This window comes from Hyphomonas sp. NPDC076881 (assembly GCF_050269995.1).
Lineage (GTDB): Bacteria > Pseudomonadota > Alphaproteobacteria > Caulobacterales > Hyphomonadaceae > Hyphomonas.
The window spans coordinates 1-16337 of the sequence record NZ_JBNNJJ010000011.1; the positions used below are offsets into that span (position 1 = coordinate 1).

The following is a 16337-nucleotide window of genomic DNA, read 5'->3' on the forward strand; positions in this document are numbered from 1 at the left end:
TGGGCCGCATCAAGGCCGCCATGAAAGGCAACACCGTCATCGACCTGCGCAACATCTACAGCCCCGAAGACATGGCCAAACGCGGCTTCCAATACTCCTCAATCGGACGGCCCGAAGAACTTTCCCGGAGTTCGGGAAATATGGAACTCGCCTGACATCTGATCACCCGAGCCCTGGCTCAGCAACAATAACCCGATAGCGAAAGCTCCCGCATCCTGCGGGAGAAACACGGATCATGGCACAGAAGACAGCACTCATTACAGGAATAACCGGGCAGGACGGCGCCTACTTGGCCGAACTTCTTCTGTCCAAGGGCTACATCGTTCACGGTGTCAAACGCCGGTCTTCCTCCTTCAATACAGGCCGCATTGATCATCTTTATCGTGATCCGCATGAAGATCATGTCCGGCTGAAACTGCACTATGGGGACATGACCGACGCGACCAACCTGATCCGGCTTATCCAGGAAACCCGCCCCGACGAAATCTACAACCTTGCGGCCCAGAGCCATGTTCAGGTCAGCTTCGAGACGCCGGAATACACTGGAAATGCCGATGCCCTTGGAACGCTCAGGATGCTTGAGGCAATCCGGATTCTCGGGCTCGAAAAGTCAGTCCGTTTTTATCAAGCCTCCACTTCGGAGCTTTATGGCAAGGTGCAGGAAGTTCCGCAGTCGGAGACAACGCCTTTCTATCCGCGCAGCCCATATGCCGCCGCGAAGCTCTATGGCTACTGGATCACGGTGAACTACCGCGAAGCGTATGGCATGCATGCTTCCAACGGCATTCTCTTCAACCATGAAGGCCCCACCCGCGGAGAAACCTTCGTCACACGAAAGATCACTCGCGCTATCGCCGCAATTCATCTCGGACTGCAGAGCAAACTTTTCCTCGGAAACCTGGACGCCAAGAGAGATTGGGGGCATGCCCGCGACTTCGTCGAAGGCATGTGGCGGATCCTCCAACAACCGGTGCCCGATGATTATGTCCTCGCAACCGGAACCACGCGCACCGTACGCGCCTTCGTAGAGCTCGCATTTTCGCACATCGGGATCTCCATTGCCTGGAAAGGTCAGGGCATCGACGAGGTAGGATTTGATGCGGCAACCGGGCGCCCGCTAGTCGAAATCGATCCAAGATACTTCCGCCCCACAGAGGTCGATCTGCTGCTCGGTGATCCGTCAAAAGCGCGCCGCGTGCTGGGATGGACCGCCAGCACGCCGTTTGAGGATCTGGTTGCGGAGATGGTTGAAAGCGACCTGCGCGCGGTCTCCCTGGAATCCGGTCTTCGCCGCCCCGATGAAGAGCAAACGCTCAGCGCAGCGGAGTAAACCGGTCATGAAGATCTCGGTACTGACCACAACTTTCAACTCCGCGCGGACTTTGCGCAGAACGCTGGATAGCTTCTGCTCGCAGGACTGGCCTGACCGAGAGATGCTTGTTCTGGATGGCGCGTCGAGCGATGAAACCCAGGAGATTGCAAGGGCCTACAGGTCGGAAAATATATTTCTCTTCAGTGAGCCCGATGCGGGCATGTATGACGCACTCAACAAGGGGTTCCGGCTATTCACAGGCGACGCGGCCGGTGTTCTGAACTCCGATGATGCGTATGCGGACACGACAGCGCTCTCAAAGATTGCAGAAGCGTTGGAAGAGGCAGATCTCACACACGGACATCTGGACTTTCTTGACGAAAGCGGACGGACAGTTCGCAAATGGCGGGCGGAAGAACGACCCCACAAGGGCTTTCGCACAGGCTGGATGCCAGCGCATCCCACCTTCTATGTCAGACGGAAAGTGATCGAAGCTATCGGCCCTTTTGACACCAGTCTTCAGACGGCGGCCGATTATGACTGGATGTTACGGGCCATCGAAACGCAGGACTTCAAGTTGAAACGGATCGATTCCGTATTGATCAACATGGCGGTGGGCGGGCGAAGCACGCGCAGCCTCGCCGCCCATATCCATCACAATCTGGAATCGCTTTCCGCCCGCCGGCGCTGGCTGGGAAGCGGCCCTGTCGACCTCGCCCTTCTCATGAAACCCGCCCGGAAGATCATGCAGTTTGCTGCGCGTCCTCCGGCAAAATCAGCGTGACCAGATAATGAGCAAATTCAGTCTAGCGGGAAAAAAAGTGTTTGTTGCCGGACATGCCGGCATGGTCGGATCGGCTATTGTTCGCCGTCTGCAGCGGGAAGATTGCGAGGTCCTCACTGCCGCACGCACAGTGCTTGACCTCAGAGACCAGCAGGGCGTGGAACGCTGGATGCGCAGCAACCGGCCCGACGTGGTGATCGTCGCGGCGGCGCGCGTCGGCGGGATACTCGCCAACGACACGCGGCCTGCAGAATTCCTTCATGACAATCTGATGATCGAATCCAATCTGATCGGCTCATCCTTCAAGGCCAATGTCGAGAAGCTCCTGTTCCTCGGCTCTTCCTGCATTTACCCGAAATATGCCCCCCAACCCATTCCCGAGAGCGCGCTACTCAGCGGCCCGCTGGAGCCGACGAATGAGTGGTATGCAATTGCCAAGATTGCCGGCATCAAACTTTGTCAGGCCTATCGGCGCCAGTATGGGGCCGACTATATCAGCGCGATGCCGACAAACCTCTACGGACCGGGCGACAATTACGACCTTGAGACGTCGCATGTGATCCCTGCGCTCATCCGCAAGGCGCATGAGGCGCGCCTGTCGGGGGCCGATTCCTTGACGATCTGGGGAAGCGGTATGCCTAAGCGGGAATTTCTTCATGCGGATGACTGCGCGGATGCGCTTGTACATCTTCTGAAAAACTACTCCGGAGACGAACATATCAATGTGGGATCGGGCACAGACATATCCATCCGCGATTTGGCCAAACTGATCATGGAGATCGTTGGCTTTGAGGGAACCATCCGTTACGATTCCGACAAGCCTGATGGAACGCCGCGAAAACTCATGAGCCCGGCGCGCCTGAGGCAGCTCGGCTGGGAACCGACGATCAGCCTGCGCGAAGGCTTGGCAGACGCATATCGTGCTTTCCTTGGCGCCCCCCCGAGGATGGTACGCGATGTCCCGGCCGATCCCGCAGCGACAGACGTCTGACCGGGGATCATATGAGCAGAGCTCCTGACTTCCTGATCATCGGATCAATGAAATCCGGTACGACGACCCTGTACGATGACCTTGCGCGTCACCCAAGCATCTTTCTGCCGGACGACAAGGAACCGGATATCCTCCACCATGCGGCCGGGGATGCAAACCGGGCGCGATCACTTTATCAGAACCATTTTCGTGGAGCCGCAGACAATCAGCTGTGCGGCGAAGCGTCGACAATGTACACGATGATCCCCTGGTTCGGCGATGTCTCCGCCCTTGCCAGGGAGGTGGCCGGACCACATCTGAAGCTGATATATATTGTCCGTAATCCAATCGATCGCATCAGCAGTCATCTGATGCATGACTACATGGCAGGAAGGATTTCGGATACGGATTTCGACAAAATTGTGCGGTCACATGAGCGCTTTATCTCGATCAGTGATTACGCAAGACAGATAGAGCCGTGGCTCCACGCCTTTGGCCGCGACGCAATTCTGGTCCTGACGCTCGACGAGCTTTCCCGCGATCGCGCCGGGGTGATCGACAGGGTGATCAGCTTTCTCGGCGCAGAGCCCGGCCTGGTGGAGGTGGGAGCCAGAGCAAGCAATCCCAGAACCGCCATTCGGGCAACAAGTTCGCCCATAGTGCGATCCGTCATCTCCAGCCCCTTCTACCGCCGCCAGCTGCGGCGGCTGATTCCGCGAAAACTCCTGACCCGCCTGCGGCTTCATCTGACAACTAGCAAAGATATTCCGCCTGCTGCGCTATCTTCTGAGATGATATCGGGGCTCGCCGAAGAACTCCGCCCTTCGATGGAACGTTTCCGGACACTCACCGGAGTCGATCCGGCTTCCCCTGCGCTACAGGACAGCACGCCTTGAACAGGATATTTCAGACGCTCCAGCGGCGCGGAGGGCTGTTCCTGATAAGGTTCGGCGTCATTGGGGCGCAGCTCCTTGTCCTTCTGGTGCTGGCCAGTCTCATGCAACGGTCCGAGTTCGGAGCCTTTGCGTATGGCTGGGCTTCCATCCAACTGGTCAGCTCGCTCATATCACTGGGTGGGCCGGGCTATCTGCTGAGAGAAATGTCCGCCCGTCAGGCAGGGCCCGAGCATGGCCCCGCCCTCCTGCAGGTTATTCTGATCGCGTCGGCCGGCCCGGCTGTTTTGGCATTTGGCGCTTGGTTCATCATCCGGAGTCTGATCAGCCATGATCTGCTTCCGCTTGCCTCGCCGGACTTCGCTTTCATTATTGTGCTTGGCGGCTGGTTGAACAATCTTGTGGCCAATATCGCCGTGCCCATCCGGGTCTCCGGGGCAGCCAATACTGCCATGTTCTACCGGGACGGGCTAGGACACCTCATCGTTCTGGCATCCGGCTTTGCCGTCGCCGCAACTGACTCTGCCGTCAGCGCGCTGCGCGTACTGGAAGGGTATTGCGTGCTCGCTGTGCTTGTGGTGGGGGCTGGCCTTCTGATCGCAGCCTTTCGTGCACGCAGGGCCGCCTATTTTGGCAACGGCAAGCAACCTTTCAGTCTTGCTTTCTGGGGATCAGGCCTGACAGCCATGCTTGCCGCCCAGATTGATATTCTGATTGGCGGTCTATTCCTCACGCCCGCCCATCTTGGCAGTTACCAGATCCTGCGGAAAGCCGCGAACCTGCTGTCTTTACCCCAGATCATTGCCAACTGGAGTATCGCCGTAGAAGCGTCCAAAGCGTTTGCCTCGGGCGACCGCATCGCGCTGAAAGAGTCAGCCAAGGAAGGCCTGACGATCGCGCTCGTCCCGGCCTTCGCGCTGGGCGTTACCCTTCTCCTAGCCTCACCGGCGCTGTTCTCCTGGTATCACATTCCCGTTGATACCCAGTCTCTCATGACCTTCCTTGTTTTGACGATGGGTGGTTTGGCGAATGTCGGGTTTGGTGCGAACTTCCTGATTGCCGCCCAATGCCGCCTTGAACATCTGGCCCTTCGGGCGCGCCTGATTGCCCTGGTCACCGGATCCGCGCTTCTCGTTTCCCTCTCTCCCGCCCTGGGCATCACGGGGGTGGCCGTGGCCATGGCAACATCCACGATCCTAATGAATGTCCTCATCTGGCTGGATGTCCAGCGCAGGCTTGGCGTTGACACTTCCATCTTTTCCCTTCTCGGCCACCGGACACAGACATGACCAAACCTGACCTGAACCTGCCGGCCCGCCCTGCGATCCGTGGGCGGATTGCGTGGGCCATGCGCGCCACATCGGCGAAGGTAAACTATGAATGGGCGCTCCGGCGGCCTGGGAAGCCCCCCTTCATTGTGCTCACAGAATACCCCCGCTCCGGTGGGAACTGGGTGCGCGACATGGTGGCAGATGCCCTCCAGGTTCCGGCGCCGCGCTTCTCCATGTTTCCGATCACCTTCCGCGCAGTCATTCACAGCCATGATCACCGCCTCATCCGGGACCACAAGGCCATCTACGTTCTGCGCGATGGGAGGGATTGCTTCATGTCCCACTACTTCAAGAACCGGAACGCGGCGCGCAGCGCAGATCCGGGAATTAGAGCGTCCATACTGAGGTTCCACCCGTCCCTGAACGGAAAGCTTTCGGACGAAGCGGAGATGAACGCCTTCTTTGAAGAATGGACCCGGCGCGCATCCGGCTCCCGAGCGAACTGGGCCACCCATGTCACTGCCTGGCTGACCAATACTCCCCCAAACGTGACGCTGTTCCGCTATGAGGACTTGCGGTCAACACCTGAAGCAGCCCTTGCAGCTGGCATTGCGCAGCTCAAGGGTAGCCCGGCTCCGGACGAAGTCATCCGCTTCGCCGTCTGGCGAAATACTTTTGAAGTCCAGACCGGACGCAAGCCGGGACAAACCGACGAGACCAGCACGAAACGCCAGGGCCTGGCCGGCGCCTGGAAACACGAAATGCCCGCTGGTCTGCAGGACAAGTTCGCCGGCAGGTTCGGCAAGGCGCTCGAACTCGCCGGCTACCGGACCTGAGGCCCACAGCATGAGCGGCATCCTCTTCATCCTGCTGGCCTTGCCCATCTGGCTGATCCCGCTGCGCGTGGCCAGCCGGTACGGCATGATCAAGTGGTTCTCGCCCCTGCACCTGCTTGCATTCTACGCCTTCATGGGAACATTTCTGAAATCCATTGGTATGCTGATCCTTCCTGGAGAAGCGTTCATGTACCGCTTCATCTATTCGGACAGCTCTCTCTATCTGGGCTATATTTACACACTGGGATTCACCGTCTGTATCTGCCTTGGATACGTGCTGGCCATCCGCGAGCGCACTCCGCAGGATGGGGCCTCGCTGGCCCGATTGTCCATGTCGCGGATTGGCCGCCCCAGACTGCTTCTCCTGATTGGCGGGCTCGCAGCGCTCGTCACGGTCTCAACACTTGTCACCGGCAGGTTCGAGGATCCGTCAGAAGTAACGCTCTCCCTTGATACGCTGCACACCATGAACCAGACCAAGATACAGAGGATCGAAGGGGTGGAAGGGTATGGCGCAAGCAATGCCGCCATCAAGGTATTTGGAAAACTGGCATGGGTCGCCCTAGCGGTATTCTTTGCTTTACTTTTCATCCGCCAACGGAAAATATATCTGTACGGATTTGTGATCATTGCGGCCATCGTCCTGATCAGCATCCTGGTAAAGGGCAAACGGCTTGAGCTGCTCAGCATCGCCATGTGCCTGACCAGTATCTATTTCATACTGGGTGGCCGCATCCGTTGGAAATTTGTCCTCTATGGGCTTTGCGGCGCCGGTGCCATCCTCGCCATCTTCGCCTTGCTGACAGTCCTGCGCAGCACCAAGGGTGATCTCTCCGAAGCCGCATTCGATCCCATGGTAATGGTGGGGCAAATTCTGCTGTCTACCTATTTCTTTGATTTCGGTATGTCCGCCATCATTATTGACCGGTTTGACACGGACCTGATCCTCCGTGGACAGTCTTACGTGAACTGGATCATAGGGTTTGTTCCCAGGGAGATATGGCCAGACAAGCCGGCAATTTCCCTGGGACCTTTCGTCAAACAGGAAGTTCTCGGAATGGCGGGCACCATTGGCGGCATCAACCCGACCGGGCCGGGCGAGGCTTTCCTGAACTTCGGCTGGGGCGGAATTTTTGTCGGTGTGGGCCTCGGCATCATTTTCCGGCGGTTCGAAGCGTTCTTTCTGAGCGGTAAGGGCCTGCTGAAACGCTACGGCCTCGTTATCTACCCCGTGATCGGCATGCCCTTCATCACCGGCTGCCTGCAAAGCACCTTCGGGGGCGTGGTGGTTTCGACGCTGACGGTGCTGGTGCTTTCCATGGGTGTCCTGCGCCTGACCAAACGCCGCTCCTCCCCGCGATCCCTGCGCCCTGCCCCGCACACAAAACACCTGAGTCCCACGGCCTGATTCAGCCAGAAAGATCCCTCCATGTCCCTTCTCTATCTTCTCACTTATGGCGTCAGGGCGCTCGGCCGGCGCGTTGCTGACAGGGTTTCAACCCTCACCCACGCCCCCGCTCTCAAACGCTGCGGGAAGGGCAGCATCATCGCGCGCGGTGTCTATATACGCGATCCGCGCAACGTCGCTCTCGGCAAGCGTTGCTTTCTCCAGAAAGGCGTGACGATTGCCGGGGAGTTGCGGGACAGCCGCTGTGAGCTGGGAAACAATGTGCAGATCAACAGCCGGGTCAATCTCGATAGCTCCGGCGGCCTCACTATCGGGGACAACACGCTGATATCATCCGACTCCATCGTATATACGCATGACCATGGATATGATCCGCGGTCTGTTCCGATGGCCATTCCCAAGGTAATCGGCCAGAACGTGTGGATAGGCACACGGGCAATCATCCTGCCTTCCTGCCGCGTTATCGGAGATCGCGCCATCGTGGCTGCCGGCGCCGTTGTCGCCCGCGACGTGCCCCCCGCCGCCATCATGGCGGGCTGTCCGGCCCGTCAGGTCGGGACGGTGCCGCCAGACACGGACGCCGCCGCTCAAGCGCCCAGCCAACCGGCCTGAGCGCAGGCCAACCGCCACCGGTTCAAACACCAGAAGAATAAGCGAGCGCCAAGCGGATGGACACGCAATACCGATCCGTACGTCACGTGGTAACTTCGATAACGGACGAGGCCAACGGGCTGGCCTATTCCGTGCCCTCCATGGCCGCGGCGACCGCCAGGCAGGGCTGGCAGGTCGATATCGTTACCCTGGGTGCCCGCAAGATGCCGGAAGAAAAGGTGATCTGCCACGAGTTCCGCAGAGATTACGCCACTCTTCCCGTCCTGAAATCGCTCGGCGCATCATCATCCATGCGAACCTATCTGCTCAGTGACCCCAAACCAGTTTTGCACGGACACGGATTATGGATGATGCCGAATGTTTATGTCGGAGACGCAGCCCGGCGCAGCCGAAATCCTCTGATCATGGCGCCGCGGGGAATGCTCGGAGCATCCGCCCTGAACTTCTCAAAGCAGAAAAAGAAAGTCTTCTGGTCGCTCTGGCAAAGGGCTGCGGCCGATGCCGTAATCTGCTGGCACGCAACCAGCGTAAAGGAAGCAGAAGATATCCGCGCCTTCGGAATGAAGCAGCCAATCGCGATCGTTCCCAATGGCATCGACATGCCGGTAATGGCCAAACGGCTGCCGGCAGAGCGGGAGCGGACCCTCCTCTTTCTCGGCCGTATTCACCCCAAGAAGGGGGTCGACACCCTGCTCAAGGCATGGGCCATGCTCGAACCTCTGTTTCCGGACTGGCACCTCAAGATCGCCGGCCCCGACGAGGGAGACTATGCCAGGCAGTGCCGCGAATTTATTGCGCGCCACAGCCTCTCCCGCGCCCGTCTGAGTGGTCCGGTCTTCGGCGATGAAAAACAGAAATGCTATAGTGAGGCAGACATCTTCGTTCTCCCCACACTCGACGAAAACTTCGGGATGACCGTCGCTGAAGCGCTCGCTGCAGGTACACCCGTAGTCTGCTCGAAAGGCGCGCCCTGGAGCGGTCTTATCGAACACAGATGCGGATGGTGGCATTCAGTTGGCGAAAAGCCGCTCTTTGAAAGCTTGCTGGCGGCCATGAGCGTGCCCGACGAGGACCGCCTGCAACTCGGGATGCGCGGCCGGGCCTGGATGGAAAATGAGTTCGCCTGGCCCAAACTCGCGGAAATGATGATCGATGTTTACCGCTGGGTGAGCGGAGAGGGCGTCAAGCCGAGCCACGTCCATTTAAGCTGAACCCGTCTGCTCTCAACTGCCCCCTCTCAACAAGCAATTCCGGAGCCGATCCATGAAGGTTGGTATACTGACATATCATTTTGCCGACAGCTATGGCGCGCTCATGCAGGCCTACGCGCTGCGTGCATGGCTGCGCGGCCAGGGCCACGATGCCCAATTCGTAAACTATCACCCGGCCTATGTTGAGAGCGGCGGCCCCTTTGATGCTCCCTGGGACCTGCGAAAATGGAAGAAGAATGCGACGATCCTCTATATGCGGCTGACCGCCCTGCAGCGACGACTGTTCGGCAATCGCCCCTATGTTGAAAGCTTCGAACAATTCCGGAAGGATCATCTCGGCGTATCCGGTCCCTCCCTCGAAACCATGGAAGACGTGGCGGGCGGAGATCTGCCCGATGTTCTGGTCTGCGGAAGTGATCAGATCTGGAACCCTTCCGCCCAGCGGGGGCTGGATCCGGTATATTTCCTTCAGATTCCGGGTGCGGGTCGCCGCTACAGGTTCTCCTATGCCGCCAGCTTCGGACGGGCCACGCTCGATCCCGCCTTTCACGCGGAAGCGGAAGGGCTGCTGGCCGGCCTCGATGGCATCTCCGTCCGTGAGCAGAGCGGGATCGACATTGTGAGCGCCATTTCCGGCAGGAATGCCGTCTGTGTTCCCGACCCGACACTTCTGCTTGGCGATTTTTCCAGCCTGCTCGCCCATGCAGGCCCCGGTCCTAGCGGGCACATATTCAGCTATGCGCTGCGCGCAGGCGAACCGGTGGCCGCCATTTGCCGCCAGGCTGCCTCCCGGCTCGAAGCTGAAGTCCTTTCTCCCTTCAACCCCGCCCGCCGATGGCCGAAGATCGGAAAGACCATCTACCCCTCGCCCATAGACTGGCTGGCGGGAATTGAGCGGTCTGCGCTCGTGGTTTCAAATTCGTTTCACGGCATCGCCCTGTCGATTATCCTGCAACGGCCTTTCATTGCCGCGTCCCTCCCTGGCGCCAAGCAGGGTTTGTCAGAGCGAATCCGGAACCTCCTGATGCTTGCCGGTCTGGAAGATCGTCTGGTTACGGAATATAACGAACACCGCATTGATGAGCTTCTCCAGACGCCCATCAACTGGCTACAGACAGAGCAGCGCCTCCGGTCGCAGAGAAAGGATGGCGAGCAGTTCCTGCAGATGCAGCTTGCCGCCGCTCTCCGCGCCCGGTCACCGGAACAGGAGCCGGCATCGTGAGCGACGCCCAGACTGATCTGAAAAAAGTCCGTGATGGCGGATATTGCGTCGGCTGCGGTGCCTGCGCCCTCCCCGGTGGACCGGGCGGAAAAATGCGCCTTACCCCCTATGGTGAGTATGAACCCGATCTTGCGGCCGCCGCTTCCCCGTCACAGCTTGAAAAGGCCTGCCCTTTCCTTGCCCCTGAGCTTGATGAGGACCACCTTGCCGAGACATTTCTCGACGGCCGCCAACAGTCGAGCCGCGAACTGGGTTATTACAATTCCATCTCCGCTGCGCATGTTGAGGAAGCCGAATGGCGTGCCAATGGCAGCTCCGGAGGCATGGTCTCGTGGCTCGCTGCGGAACTGCTTCGTACTGGCCAGATAGACGGCATCATTCATGCGCGGCCTGTTTCTCCCGCCCCTCCAGGGGGCCCTTTTTATGCCTACGGCATAAGCCGGACCGTGGAAGACGTCGCCGCAGCCGCGCACTCTCATTATCATGTGGTGGAAATGTCCGGGGTGTTGGAGGAAGTCCTGAAAACCCCCGGACGTTACCTGTTCATCGGCGTCCCCTGCTTCGTCAAGGCAATCCGGCGCCTGCAGACACTTGACCCCCGTCTCAACGAGCGGATCGCCTTCACGATCGGGCTGGTCTGTGGCCACCTCAAGAGCGTCAACTGGTCTCTTTCCCTGGGTTGGGGCGCTGGAATCCCACCTGAAGAGCTCGCCGCCATCCGGTTCAGAGAAAAGGGCGAAGATATTCCCGCCAAGTCCTACCATTTCGCCGTCAGAGCACGCGGCTCGGATGACTTTCTTGTCCGCGATGCCGCCAGCATCGCCGGAGGAAGGTTCAATACCGGCGCCATGATGCTGCGTGCCTGCGACTTCTGTGACGATGTCGTCGGTGAGACAGCCGACCTCACCGTAGGCGATGCATGGCTCCCCGAATACCAGTTTGACTGGCGGGGAAAGAACATGATTGTTATCCGGAGCACCTATCTGGAGGCCCTGATTCACGCAGCCTTCGATGCGGGCCGGCTAAGCCTCACACCGATGAGCGCGCGGCAGGCAGCAGACGCCCAATCCGGCGGCTTCAGGCACAGACGCGAAGGGCTCGCCTATCGCCTTGCAGGCAAGCAGGCGCGGGGCGAGTGGCATCCAGTCAAGCGGTCATTCAATGTCCGCCCTCCCTCCCCCCTGCGCCGCCTCATCTATACGCTGCGTCAGGGGGTCTCCCTGATCTCCCGGGAGGCCTTCGTCCGGGCCCGGAGCGCCGGAGACTTCGGGATTTATGCCGGCTCCGTGCGCCGGGCGATGCAGCGGCTGAGATTTGTGGAACTGGTGTCTGCAGCCCCCCGCATCCTTTCGGTTCGTATCCGGCATATTCTTTCAAAGGGGCGGAGATCATGACAGTTACATCGACAGAACGACTGTATAAGGACCGGTTGTCGATCGGCAACAAGGTCTCACGCCGCTTGTGGGGGCTGGCCCGCATCCTGCTTTTCAGCTGGACGCCAGATTACGGATTCAATGGCTGGCGGATTATGGTCCTGAGGCTGTTTGGAGCGCGCATTGGCCATGGATGCAAGATCGCTTCAGACTGCCGCATCTGGGCTCCCTGGAATTTGAAGGTCGGGAATTATGTCTGCCTCGCAGCAGGCGTCGATTGCTACAATGTCGCCCTGATCAGGCTGGACGATCACGTCACTATCAGCCAGCGTTCATACCTGTGTTCCGCATCCCATGACATCCGCCTGCTTGCCCGCCCTCTGACACACGCGCCCATCCATATCCGGCAACATGCCTGGGTCTGCGCCGAAGCGATGATCGGACCAGGCGTTGAGATTGGCGAGGGCAGCGTCGCAGCAGCCCGCGCCGTGGTCATGAAAAGCGTGCCTCCCTGGACAGTTGTTGGCGGCAATCCGGCCGCCACCATCAAAGCGCGCGTCCTGGCTCAATCCGAGCTGTTGCAATGAACGACATCCACGCCATAATCCTTACGCTGAATGAGGAAATGCACATTGAGCGGTGTATCCGCAGCCTGTCGGACCAATGCGCATCAGTAACAGTGGTTGACAGCGGATCTTCAGATCGAACCTGCGAGATTGCCGAAAATCTCGGCGCCCGCGTCATCGTCAACCCGTTCATCAATCATGCCCAGCAGATGAACTTCGCCATCGACCAGGTATCCGGTTCCGGAGGTTGGTTGTTCCGTATAGATGCCGACGAAGTGCTGTCCCAGGACAGCCGCGAAAGCCTGCGAGAGGCCGTCATTCGCGCGGCGCCGGAGGTGCAGGCTTTCGTGGTCATGCGCCGGATTCATTTTCTTGGCCGGCGGATTCGTCACGGTGCTGTTGAACCAAGCTGGCAGCTGCGTCTTTGGCGGGCTGATGCGGGGCGCTGTGAACAGCGATGGATGGACGAGCATATCCTTGTGCGGGGCCGGGTAGACCGCTCCGGCATCGTGATTGCAGACGTCAATCTCAATTCTCTTGGCTGGTGGACCGCAAAGCACAATGGCTATGCCAGCCGGGAAGCCATCGAACAGCTCAACGAAGTTCATGGCTTTCTCCCGGTCAGCACGCTGCAAGGGGCCGGGGCCAGTGCCCAGGCCCGCCGTAAACGCTTCCTGAAACATCATCTTTACAGGCGCATTCCGGCAAGTCTGCGCGCAGCGCTCTACTTCATCTGGCGTTATGTGTTCAGGTTCGGCTTTCTGGATGGAAGGCCCGGATGGTATTTCCATGTGCTTCAGGGATTCTGGTATCGCACGCTGGTCGATGCGAAGGTCATGGAAATTCGCCGTTATGCGAACGAACACAGCATCAGCATCCCCGCGGCAATTGAAGCGCTGACCGGCATTACCCCTCTCCCGCCAGCCGAGCCACAGGCCGGCGTGTAGCTAAACCTCTCCATTCCCAACACAACTGGCTCCGCGCCAGTGCCGACTATTTGTCTCTCCCAGAAGAAGGCGTCCCCATGACCTCCTCACACCCTCCGCCTACCAACAGACCCTTCAGCCATCTTGATCGCCTCGAAGCAGAGAGCATCCACATCATGCGGGAAGTGGTTGCTCAGGCGGAAAACCCGGTAATGCTCTATTCAATCGGTAAGGATTCTGCGGTAATGCTCCACCTTGCCGCGAAGGCATTCTATCCTTCACGCCCCCCCTTTCCTTTGATGCATGTCGACACGACCTGGAAGTTCCGGGAGATGATCGAATTTCGGGACCGGAAGGCCGCCGAGATAGGCATGGACCTGATTGTACACGTCAATCAGGAAGGCGTTGACGAAGGCGTTGGTCCGTTTACGCATGGTTCAGCCCACCATACGGACGTGATGAAGACACAGGCGCTACGCCAGGCTCTTGATCGCTACCGTTTTGATGCAGCCTTCGGCGGCGCCCGGCGGGATGAGGAGAAATCCAGAGCCAAGGAGCGGATCTTTTCCTTCCGCTCTGCCGGCCACAGATGGGATCCCAAACGCCAGCGTCCGGAGCTATGGGACCTCTACAATGCCCGCACGCGGCCGGGAGAAAGCATGCGAGTCTTCCCGCTCTCCAATTGGACCGAGCTGGACATCTGGCAATATATAAGACGGGAGCGGATCGATATCGTTCCTCTGTACTTCTCTGCCGAGCGCCCTGTTGTCGAATGGAATGGGGCCCTGATCATGGTGGACGATGACCGCATGCCTACGGAACTGCGCGCCAAGGCGACCCTGAAATCAGTCCGGTTCCGGACGCTCGGTTGCTATCCCCTGACAGGCGCGGTCGAAAGCAAAGCTACCACGCTCGACGCCATCATACAGGAAATGCTGCTCGCCAGATCATCCGAGCGGCAAGGCCGCGTGATCGACACCGACCAGTCGGCATCCATGGAAAAGAAAAAGCAGGAAGGTTACTTCTGATGCGCCTGACAGACGAACTGATTACCACAGACATTGCAGCCTACCTCACCCGGCAGGAAGAAAAGTCCTTGCTGCGTTTCATTACCTGCGGCTCGGTTGACGATGGGAAATCCACGCTGATCGGCCGGCTTCTCTACGACTCCAAGATGATCTTCGAGGATCAGCTTGCCGCCCTTGAGGCGGATTCCCGCAAGATGGGAACGCAAGGCGAGAACATCGACTTTGCCTTGCTCGTCGATGGTCTTGCGGCCGAGCGTGAGCAAGGTATCACGATTGATGTCGCCTATCGCTTCTTCAGCACCGACAAACGGAAATTCATTGTCGCCGACACGCCCGGACACGAGCAGTATACGCGCAATATGGCGACAGGCGCGTCAACGGCAGACCTGGCCATCCTTCTCGTTGATGCCCGCAAGGGGATCATCACCCAGACCCGCCGGCATGCCTTCATCGTCACACTGCTCGGCATCAGGAAGCTGGTTCTGGCGGTCAACAAGATGGATCTTGTCGACTGGGATCCGGAAGTCTTCGATGCCATCGATGCAGAGTTCTACAATTTCTCGCACCAGCTTGCGGGCGATCTGGAAATTCAGGCCATTCCTCTCTCGGCCCTGAACGGGGACAATATGCTGCTCCCCTCTGAGCGGATGAAATGGTATAACGGCCCGACACTCCTTCAGCATCTTGAGGGCGTCAGCCTCGATCCAAAACATCATAGCGAACCCTTCCGGCTGCCGGTGCAGTGGGTCAACCGGCCCGATTCCGAGTTCCGGGGTTTTTCCGGCACGATCACGTCCGGGGCCGTGAAGGTTGGGGACCGTATCCGGTCACTGCCCTCCGCGCGTGAAAGCGAAGTGACGCGGATTGTCACCTATGACGGCGACCTTCCGGAAGCCTGCGCGGGCCAGGCCGTCACCCTGACACTCGCTGACGAAATTGATACCTCGCGCGGCGACATCCTTGCCTGCGCGACGGCGTCTCCTGAAGTGTCGGATCAGTTCCAGGCCCATATCCTCTGGATGAGCGAGGCCGACATGCTGCCCGGCCGGCGTTATCTAATGCGGATCGGCACACAGACGGTAACGGCAACCATAAACGCCCCCAAATACCGTATCGACGTCAACGACATGCAGCACCGTCCGGCCAGAACACTCGGCCTGAACGATATCGGCGTCTGCACCCTGTCGCTGGAACAACCCATCGCCTATGATCCGTTTACGGCTGCCCGGAAAACGGGAAGCTTCATCCTCCTTGACCGGAACACAAACGACACCATCGGCATGGGCCTGATTGATTTCGGTCTGAGGCGGGCAGAGAATATTCACTGGCAGACGCTGGATATCAGCCGCGACGATCTGGCTGATCTGAAATCCCAGCGTCCGGCTGTGCTCTGGTTCACCGGCATCTCCGGCTCCGGCAAATCCACCATCGCCAACGCCCTTCAGCGCCGCCTGCATTCGGTAGGAAAACACACCTTCCTGATGGACGGGGATAATGTCCGTCACGGGCTCAATCGCGATCTCGGCTTCACAGATGCAGACCGGGTTGAAAACATCCGCCGTGTGTCGGAAGTCGCCAAGCTTATGAGCGATGCCGGCCTGATCACGATTGTCTCCTTTATCTCTCCCTTCGAAGCCGAACGGCAGATGGCGCGGCGCCTTATGCAGGCGGGTGAATTCGTCGAGATATTCATCGATACCCCCCTTGCGGTCGCGGAAGGCCGCGATGTCAAAGGGCTCTACAGAAAGGCCCGCGCCGGCGAGATCCTGAACTTTACCGGGATCAACAGCCCCTACGAGCCACCTGCATTCCCGGAAATAAGAATTGACACCACCCGGGTGGACGTTGAAGCGGCAGCCGGCCTGATACTCGACTGGTTGAGCGAAAAAGGCTTCCTCGACCGCTAGCCCCCCCCTCTCATACTA

15 protein-coding genes are annotated in these 16337 nt (G+C 59.0%); all 15 read left to right on the forward strand.

What is annotated here, in order from left to right:
- Positions 1 to 235: 235 nt before the first annotated feature.
- The 15 genes from gmd (at position 236) to cysN (ending at position 16319) form a co-directional block, all read left to right on the forward strand.
- Positions 236 to 1330, forward strand: a complete 1095-nt coding sequence (gene gmd / locus ACQKI2_RS12910; RefSeq protein WP_427380075.1) for a GDP-mannose 4,6-dehydratase — start codon at positions 236 to 238, stop codon at positions 1328 to 1330.
- A 7-nt stretch (positions 1331 to 1337) separates the two neighbouring features.
- Positions 1338 to 2096, forward strand: a complete 759-nt coding sequence (locus ACQKI2_RS12915) for a glycosyltransferase family 2 protein (protein ID WP_427380076.1) — start codon at positions 1338 to 1340, stop codon at positions 2094 to 2096.
- 7 nt (positions 2097 to 2103) lie between these two features.
- Positions 2104 to 3087 (forward strand): GDP-L-fucose synthase, encoded by a 984-nt coding sequence (gene fcl, locus ACQKI2_RS12920; protein WP_427380181.1) that lies wholly within the window; start codon positions 2104 to 2106, stop codon positions 3085 to 3087.
- A gap of 11 nt (positions 3088 to 3098) precedes the next feature.
- Positions 3099 to 3962: a sulfotransferase domain-containing protein gene (locus ACQKI2_RS12925; protein ID WP_427380077.1), complete on the forward strand. Its 864-nt coding sequence runs from the start codon at positions 3099 to 3101 to the stop codon at positions 3960 to 3962.
- Positions 3959 to 5248: a lipopolysaccharide biosynthesis protein gene (locus ACQKI2_RS12930; RefSeq protein WP_427380078.1), complete on the forward strand. Its 1290-nt coding sequence runs from the start codon at positions 3959 to 3961 to the stop codon at positions 5246 to 5248. The genes ACQKI2_RS12925 and ACQKI2_RS12930 overlap by 4 nt, the downstream gene beginning before the upstream one ends.
- Positions 5245 to 6066 (forward strand): sulfotransferase domain-containing protein, encoded by an 822-nt coding sequence (locus tag ACQKI2_RS12935; protein WP_427380079.1) that lies wholly within the window; start codon positions 5245 to 5247, stop codon positions 6064 to 6066. The genes ACQKI2_RS12930 and ACQKI2_RS12935 overlap by 4 nt, the downstream gene beginning before the upstream one ends.
- 10 nt (positions 6067 to 6076) lie before the next feature.
- Positions 6077 to 7474, forward strand: coding sequence for an O-antigen polymerase (locus ACQKI2_RS12940; RefSeq protein ID WP_427380080.1), 1398 nt, complete (start codon positions 6077 to 6079; stop codon positions 7472 to 7474).
- A gap of 21 nt (positions 7475 to 7495) precedes the next feature.
- A complete protein-coding gene (locus ACQKI2_RS12945; protein ID WP_427380081.1) occupies positions 7496 to 8086 on the forward strand; it encodes an acyltransferase in 591 nt (196 codons plus the stop codon).
- Positions 8087 to 8142: 56 nt separating this feature from the next.
- Complete coding sequence (locus ACQKI2_RS12950; RefSeq protein WP_427380082.1) at positions 8143 to 9297, forward strand: glycosyltransferase; 1155 nt, start codon at positions 8143 to 8145, stop codon at positions 9295 to 9297.
- A gap of 52 nt (positions 9298 to 9349) precedes the next feature.
- Positions 9350 to 10519: a polysaccharide pyruvyl transferase family protein gene (locus ACQKI2_RS12955; protein ID WP_427380083.1), complete on the forward strand. Its 1170-nt coding sequence runs from the start codon at positions 9350 to 9352 to the stop codon at positions 10517 to 10519.
- Complete coding sequence (locus ACQKI2_RS12960; protein WP_427380084.1) at positions 10516 to 11913, forward strand: Coenzyme F420 hydrogenase/dehydrogenase, beta subunit C-terminal domain; 1398 nt, start codon at positions 10516 to 10518, stop codon at positions 11911 to 11913. The genes ACQKI2_RS12955 and ACQKI2_RS12960 overlap by 4 nt, the downstream gene beginning before the upstream one ends.
- Positions 11910 to 12479: a putative colanic acid biosynthesis acetyltransferase gene (locus ACQKI2_RS12965; RefSeq protein WP_427380085.1), complete on the forward strand. Its 570-nt coding sequence runs from the start codon at positions 11910 to 11912 to the stop codon at positions 12477 to 12479. The genes ACQKI2_RS12960 and ACQKI2_RS12965 overlap by 4 nt, the downstream gene beginning before the upstream one ends.
- Positions 12476 to 13405 (forward strand): glycosyltransferase family 2 protein, encoded by a 930-nt coding sequence (locus tag ACQKI2_RS12970; protein WP_427380086.1) that lies wholly within the window; start codon positions 12476 to 12478, stop codon positions 13403 to 13405. The genes ACQKI2_RS12965 and ACQKI2_RS12970 overlap by 4 nt, the downstream gene beginning before the upstream one ends.
- Before the next feature lie 77 nt (positions 13406 to 13482).
- Positions 13483 to 14412 (forward strand): sulfate adenylyltransferase subunit CysD, encoded by a 930-nt coding sequence (gene cysD, locus ACQKI2_RS12975; protein WP_427380087.1) that lies wholly within the window; start codon positions 13483 to 13485, stop codon positions 14410 to 14412.
- The gene (cysN, locus tag ACQKI2_RS12980) at positions 14412 to 16319 is read left to right on the forward strand and encodes a sulfate adenylyltransferase subunit CysN (protein ID WP_427380088.1); all 1908 of its coding nucleotides are present in this window, start codon (positions 14412 to 14414) and stop codon (positions 16317 to 16319) included. Before cysD ends, cysN begins: the two co-directional genes overlap by 1 nt.
- The last annotated feature ends 18 nt before the right edge of the window (positions 16320 to 16337 follow it).

Bases quoted from the DNA above. Each gene is read 5' to 3' on its own strand.
- gmd (WP_427380075.1), top strand. From the start codon at position 236: ATGGCACAGAAGACAGCACTCATTACAGGAATAACCGGGCAGGACGGC.
- ACQKI2_RS12915 (WP_427380076.1), top strand. From the start codon at position 1,338: ATGAAGATCTCGGTACTGACCACAACTTTCAACTCCGCGCGGACTTTG.
- fcl (WP_427380181.1), top strand. From the start codon at position 2,104: ATGAGCAAATTCAGTCTAGCGGGAAAAAAAGTGTTTGTTGCCGGACAT.
- ACQKI2_RS12925 (WP_427380077.1), top strand. From the start codon at position 3,099: ATGAGCAGAGCTCCTGACTTCCTGATCATCGGATCAATGAAATCCGGT.
- ACQKI2_RS12935 (WP_427380079.1), top strand. From the start codon at position 5,245: ATGACCAAACCTGACCTGAACCTGCCGGCCCGCCCTGCGATCCGTGGG.
- ACQKI2_RS12940 (WP_427380080.1), top strand. From the start codon at position 6,077: ATGAGCGGCATCCTCTTCATCCTGCTGGCCTTGCCCATCTGGCTGATC.
- ACQKI2_RS12945 (WP_427380081.1), top strand. From the start codon at position 7,496: ATGTCCCTTCTCTATCTTCTCACTTATGGCGTCAGGGCGCTCGGCCGG.
- ACQKI2_RS12950 (WP_427380082.1), top strand. From the start codon at position 8,143: ATGGACACGCAATACCGATCCGTACGTCACGTGGTAACTTCGATAACG.
- ACQKI2_RS12955 (WP_427380083.1), top strand. From the start codon at position 9,350: ATGAAGGTTGGTATACTGACATATCATTTTGCCGACAGCTATGGCGCG.
- ACQKI2_RS12965 (WP_427380085.1), top strand. From the start codon at position 11,910: ATGACAGTTACATCGACAGAACGACTGTATAAGGACCGGTTGTCGATC.
- ACQKI2_RS12970 (WP_427380086.1), top strand. From the start codon at position 12,476: ATGAACGACATCCACGCCATAATCCTTACGCTGAATGAGGAAATGCAC.
- cysD (WP_427380087.1), top strand. From the start codon at position 13,483: ATGACCTCCTCACACCCTCCGCCTACCAACAGACCCTTCAGCCATCTT.
- cysN (WP_427380088.1), top strand. From the start codon at position 14,412: ATGCGCCTGACAGACGAACTGATTACCACAGACATTGCAGCCTACCTC.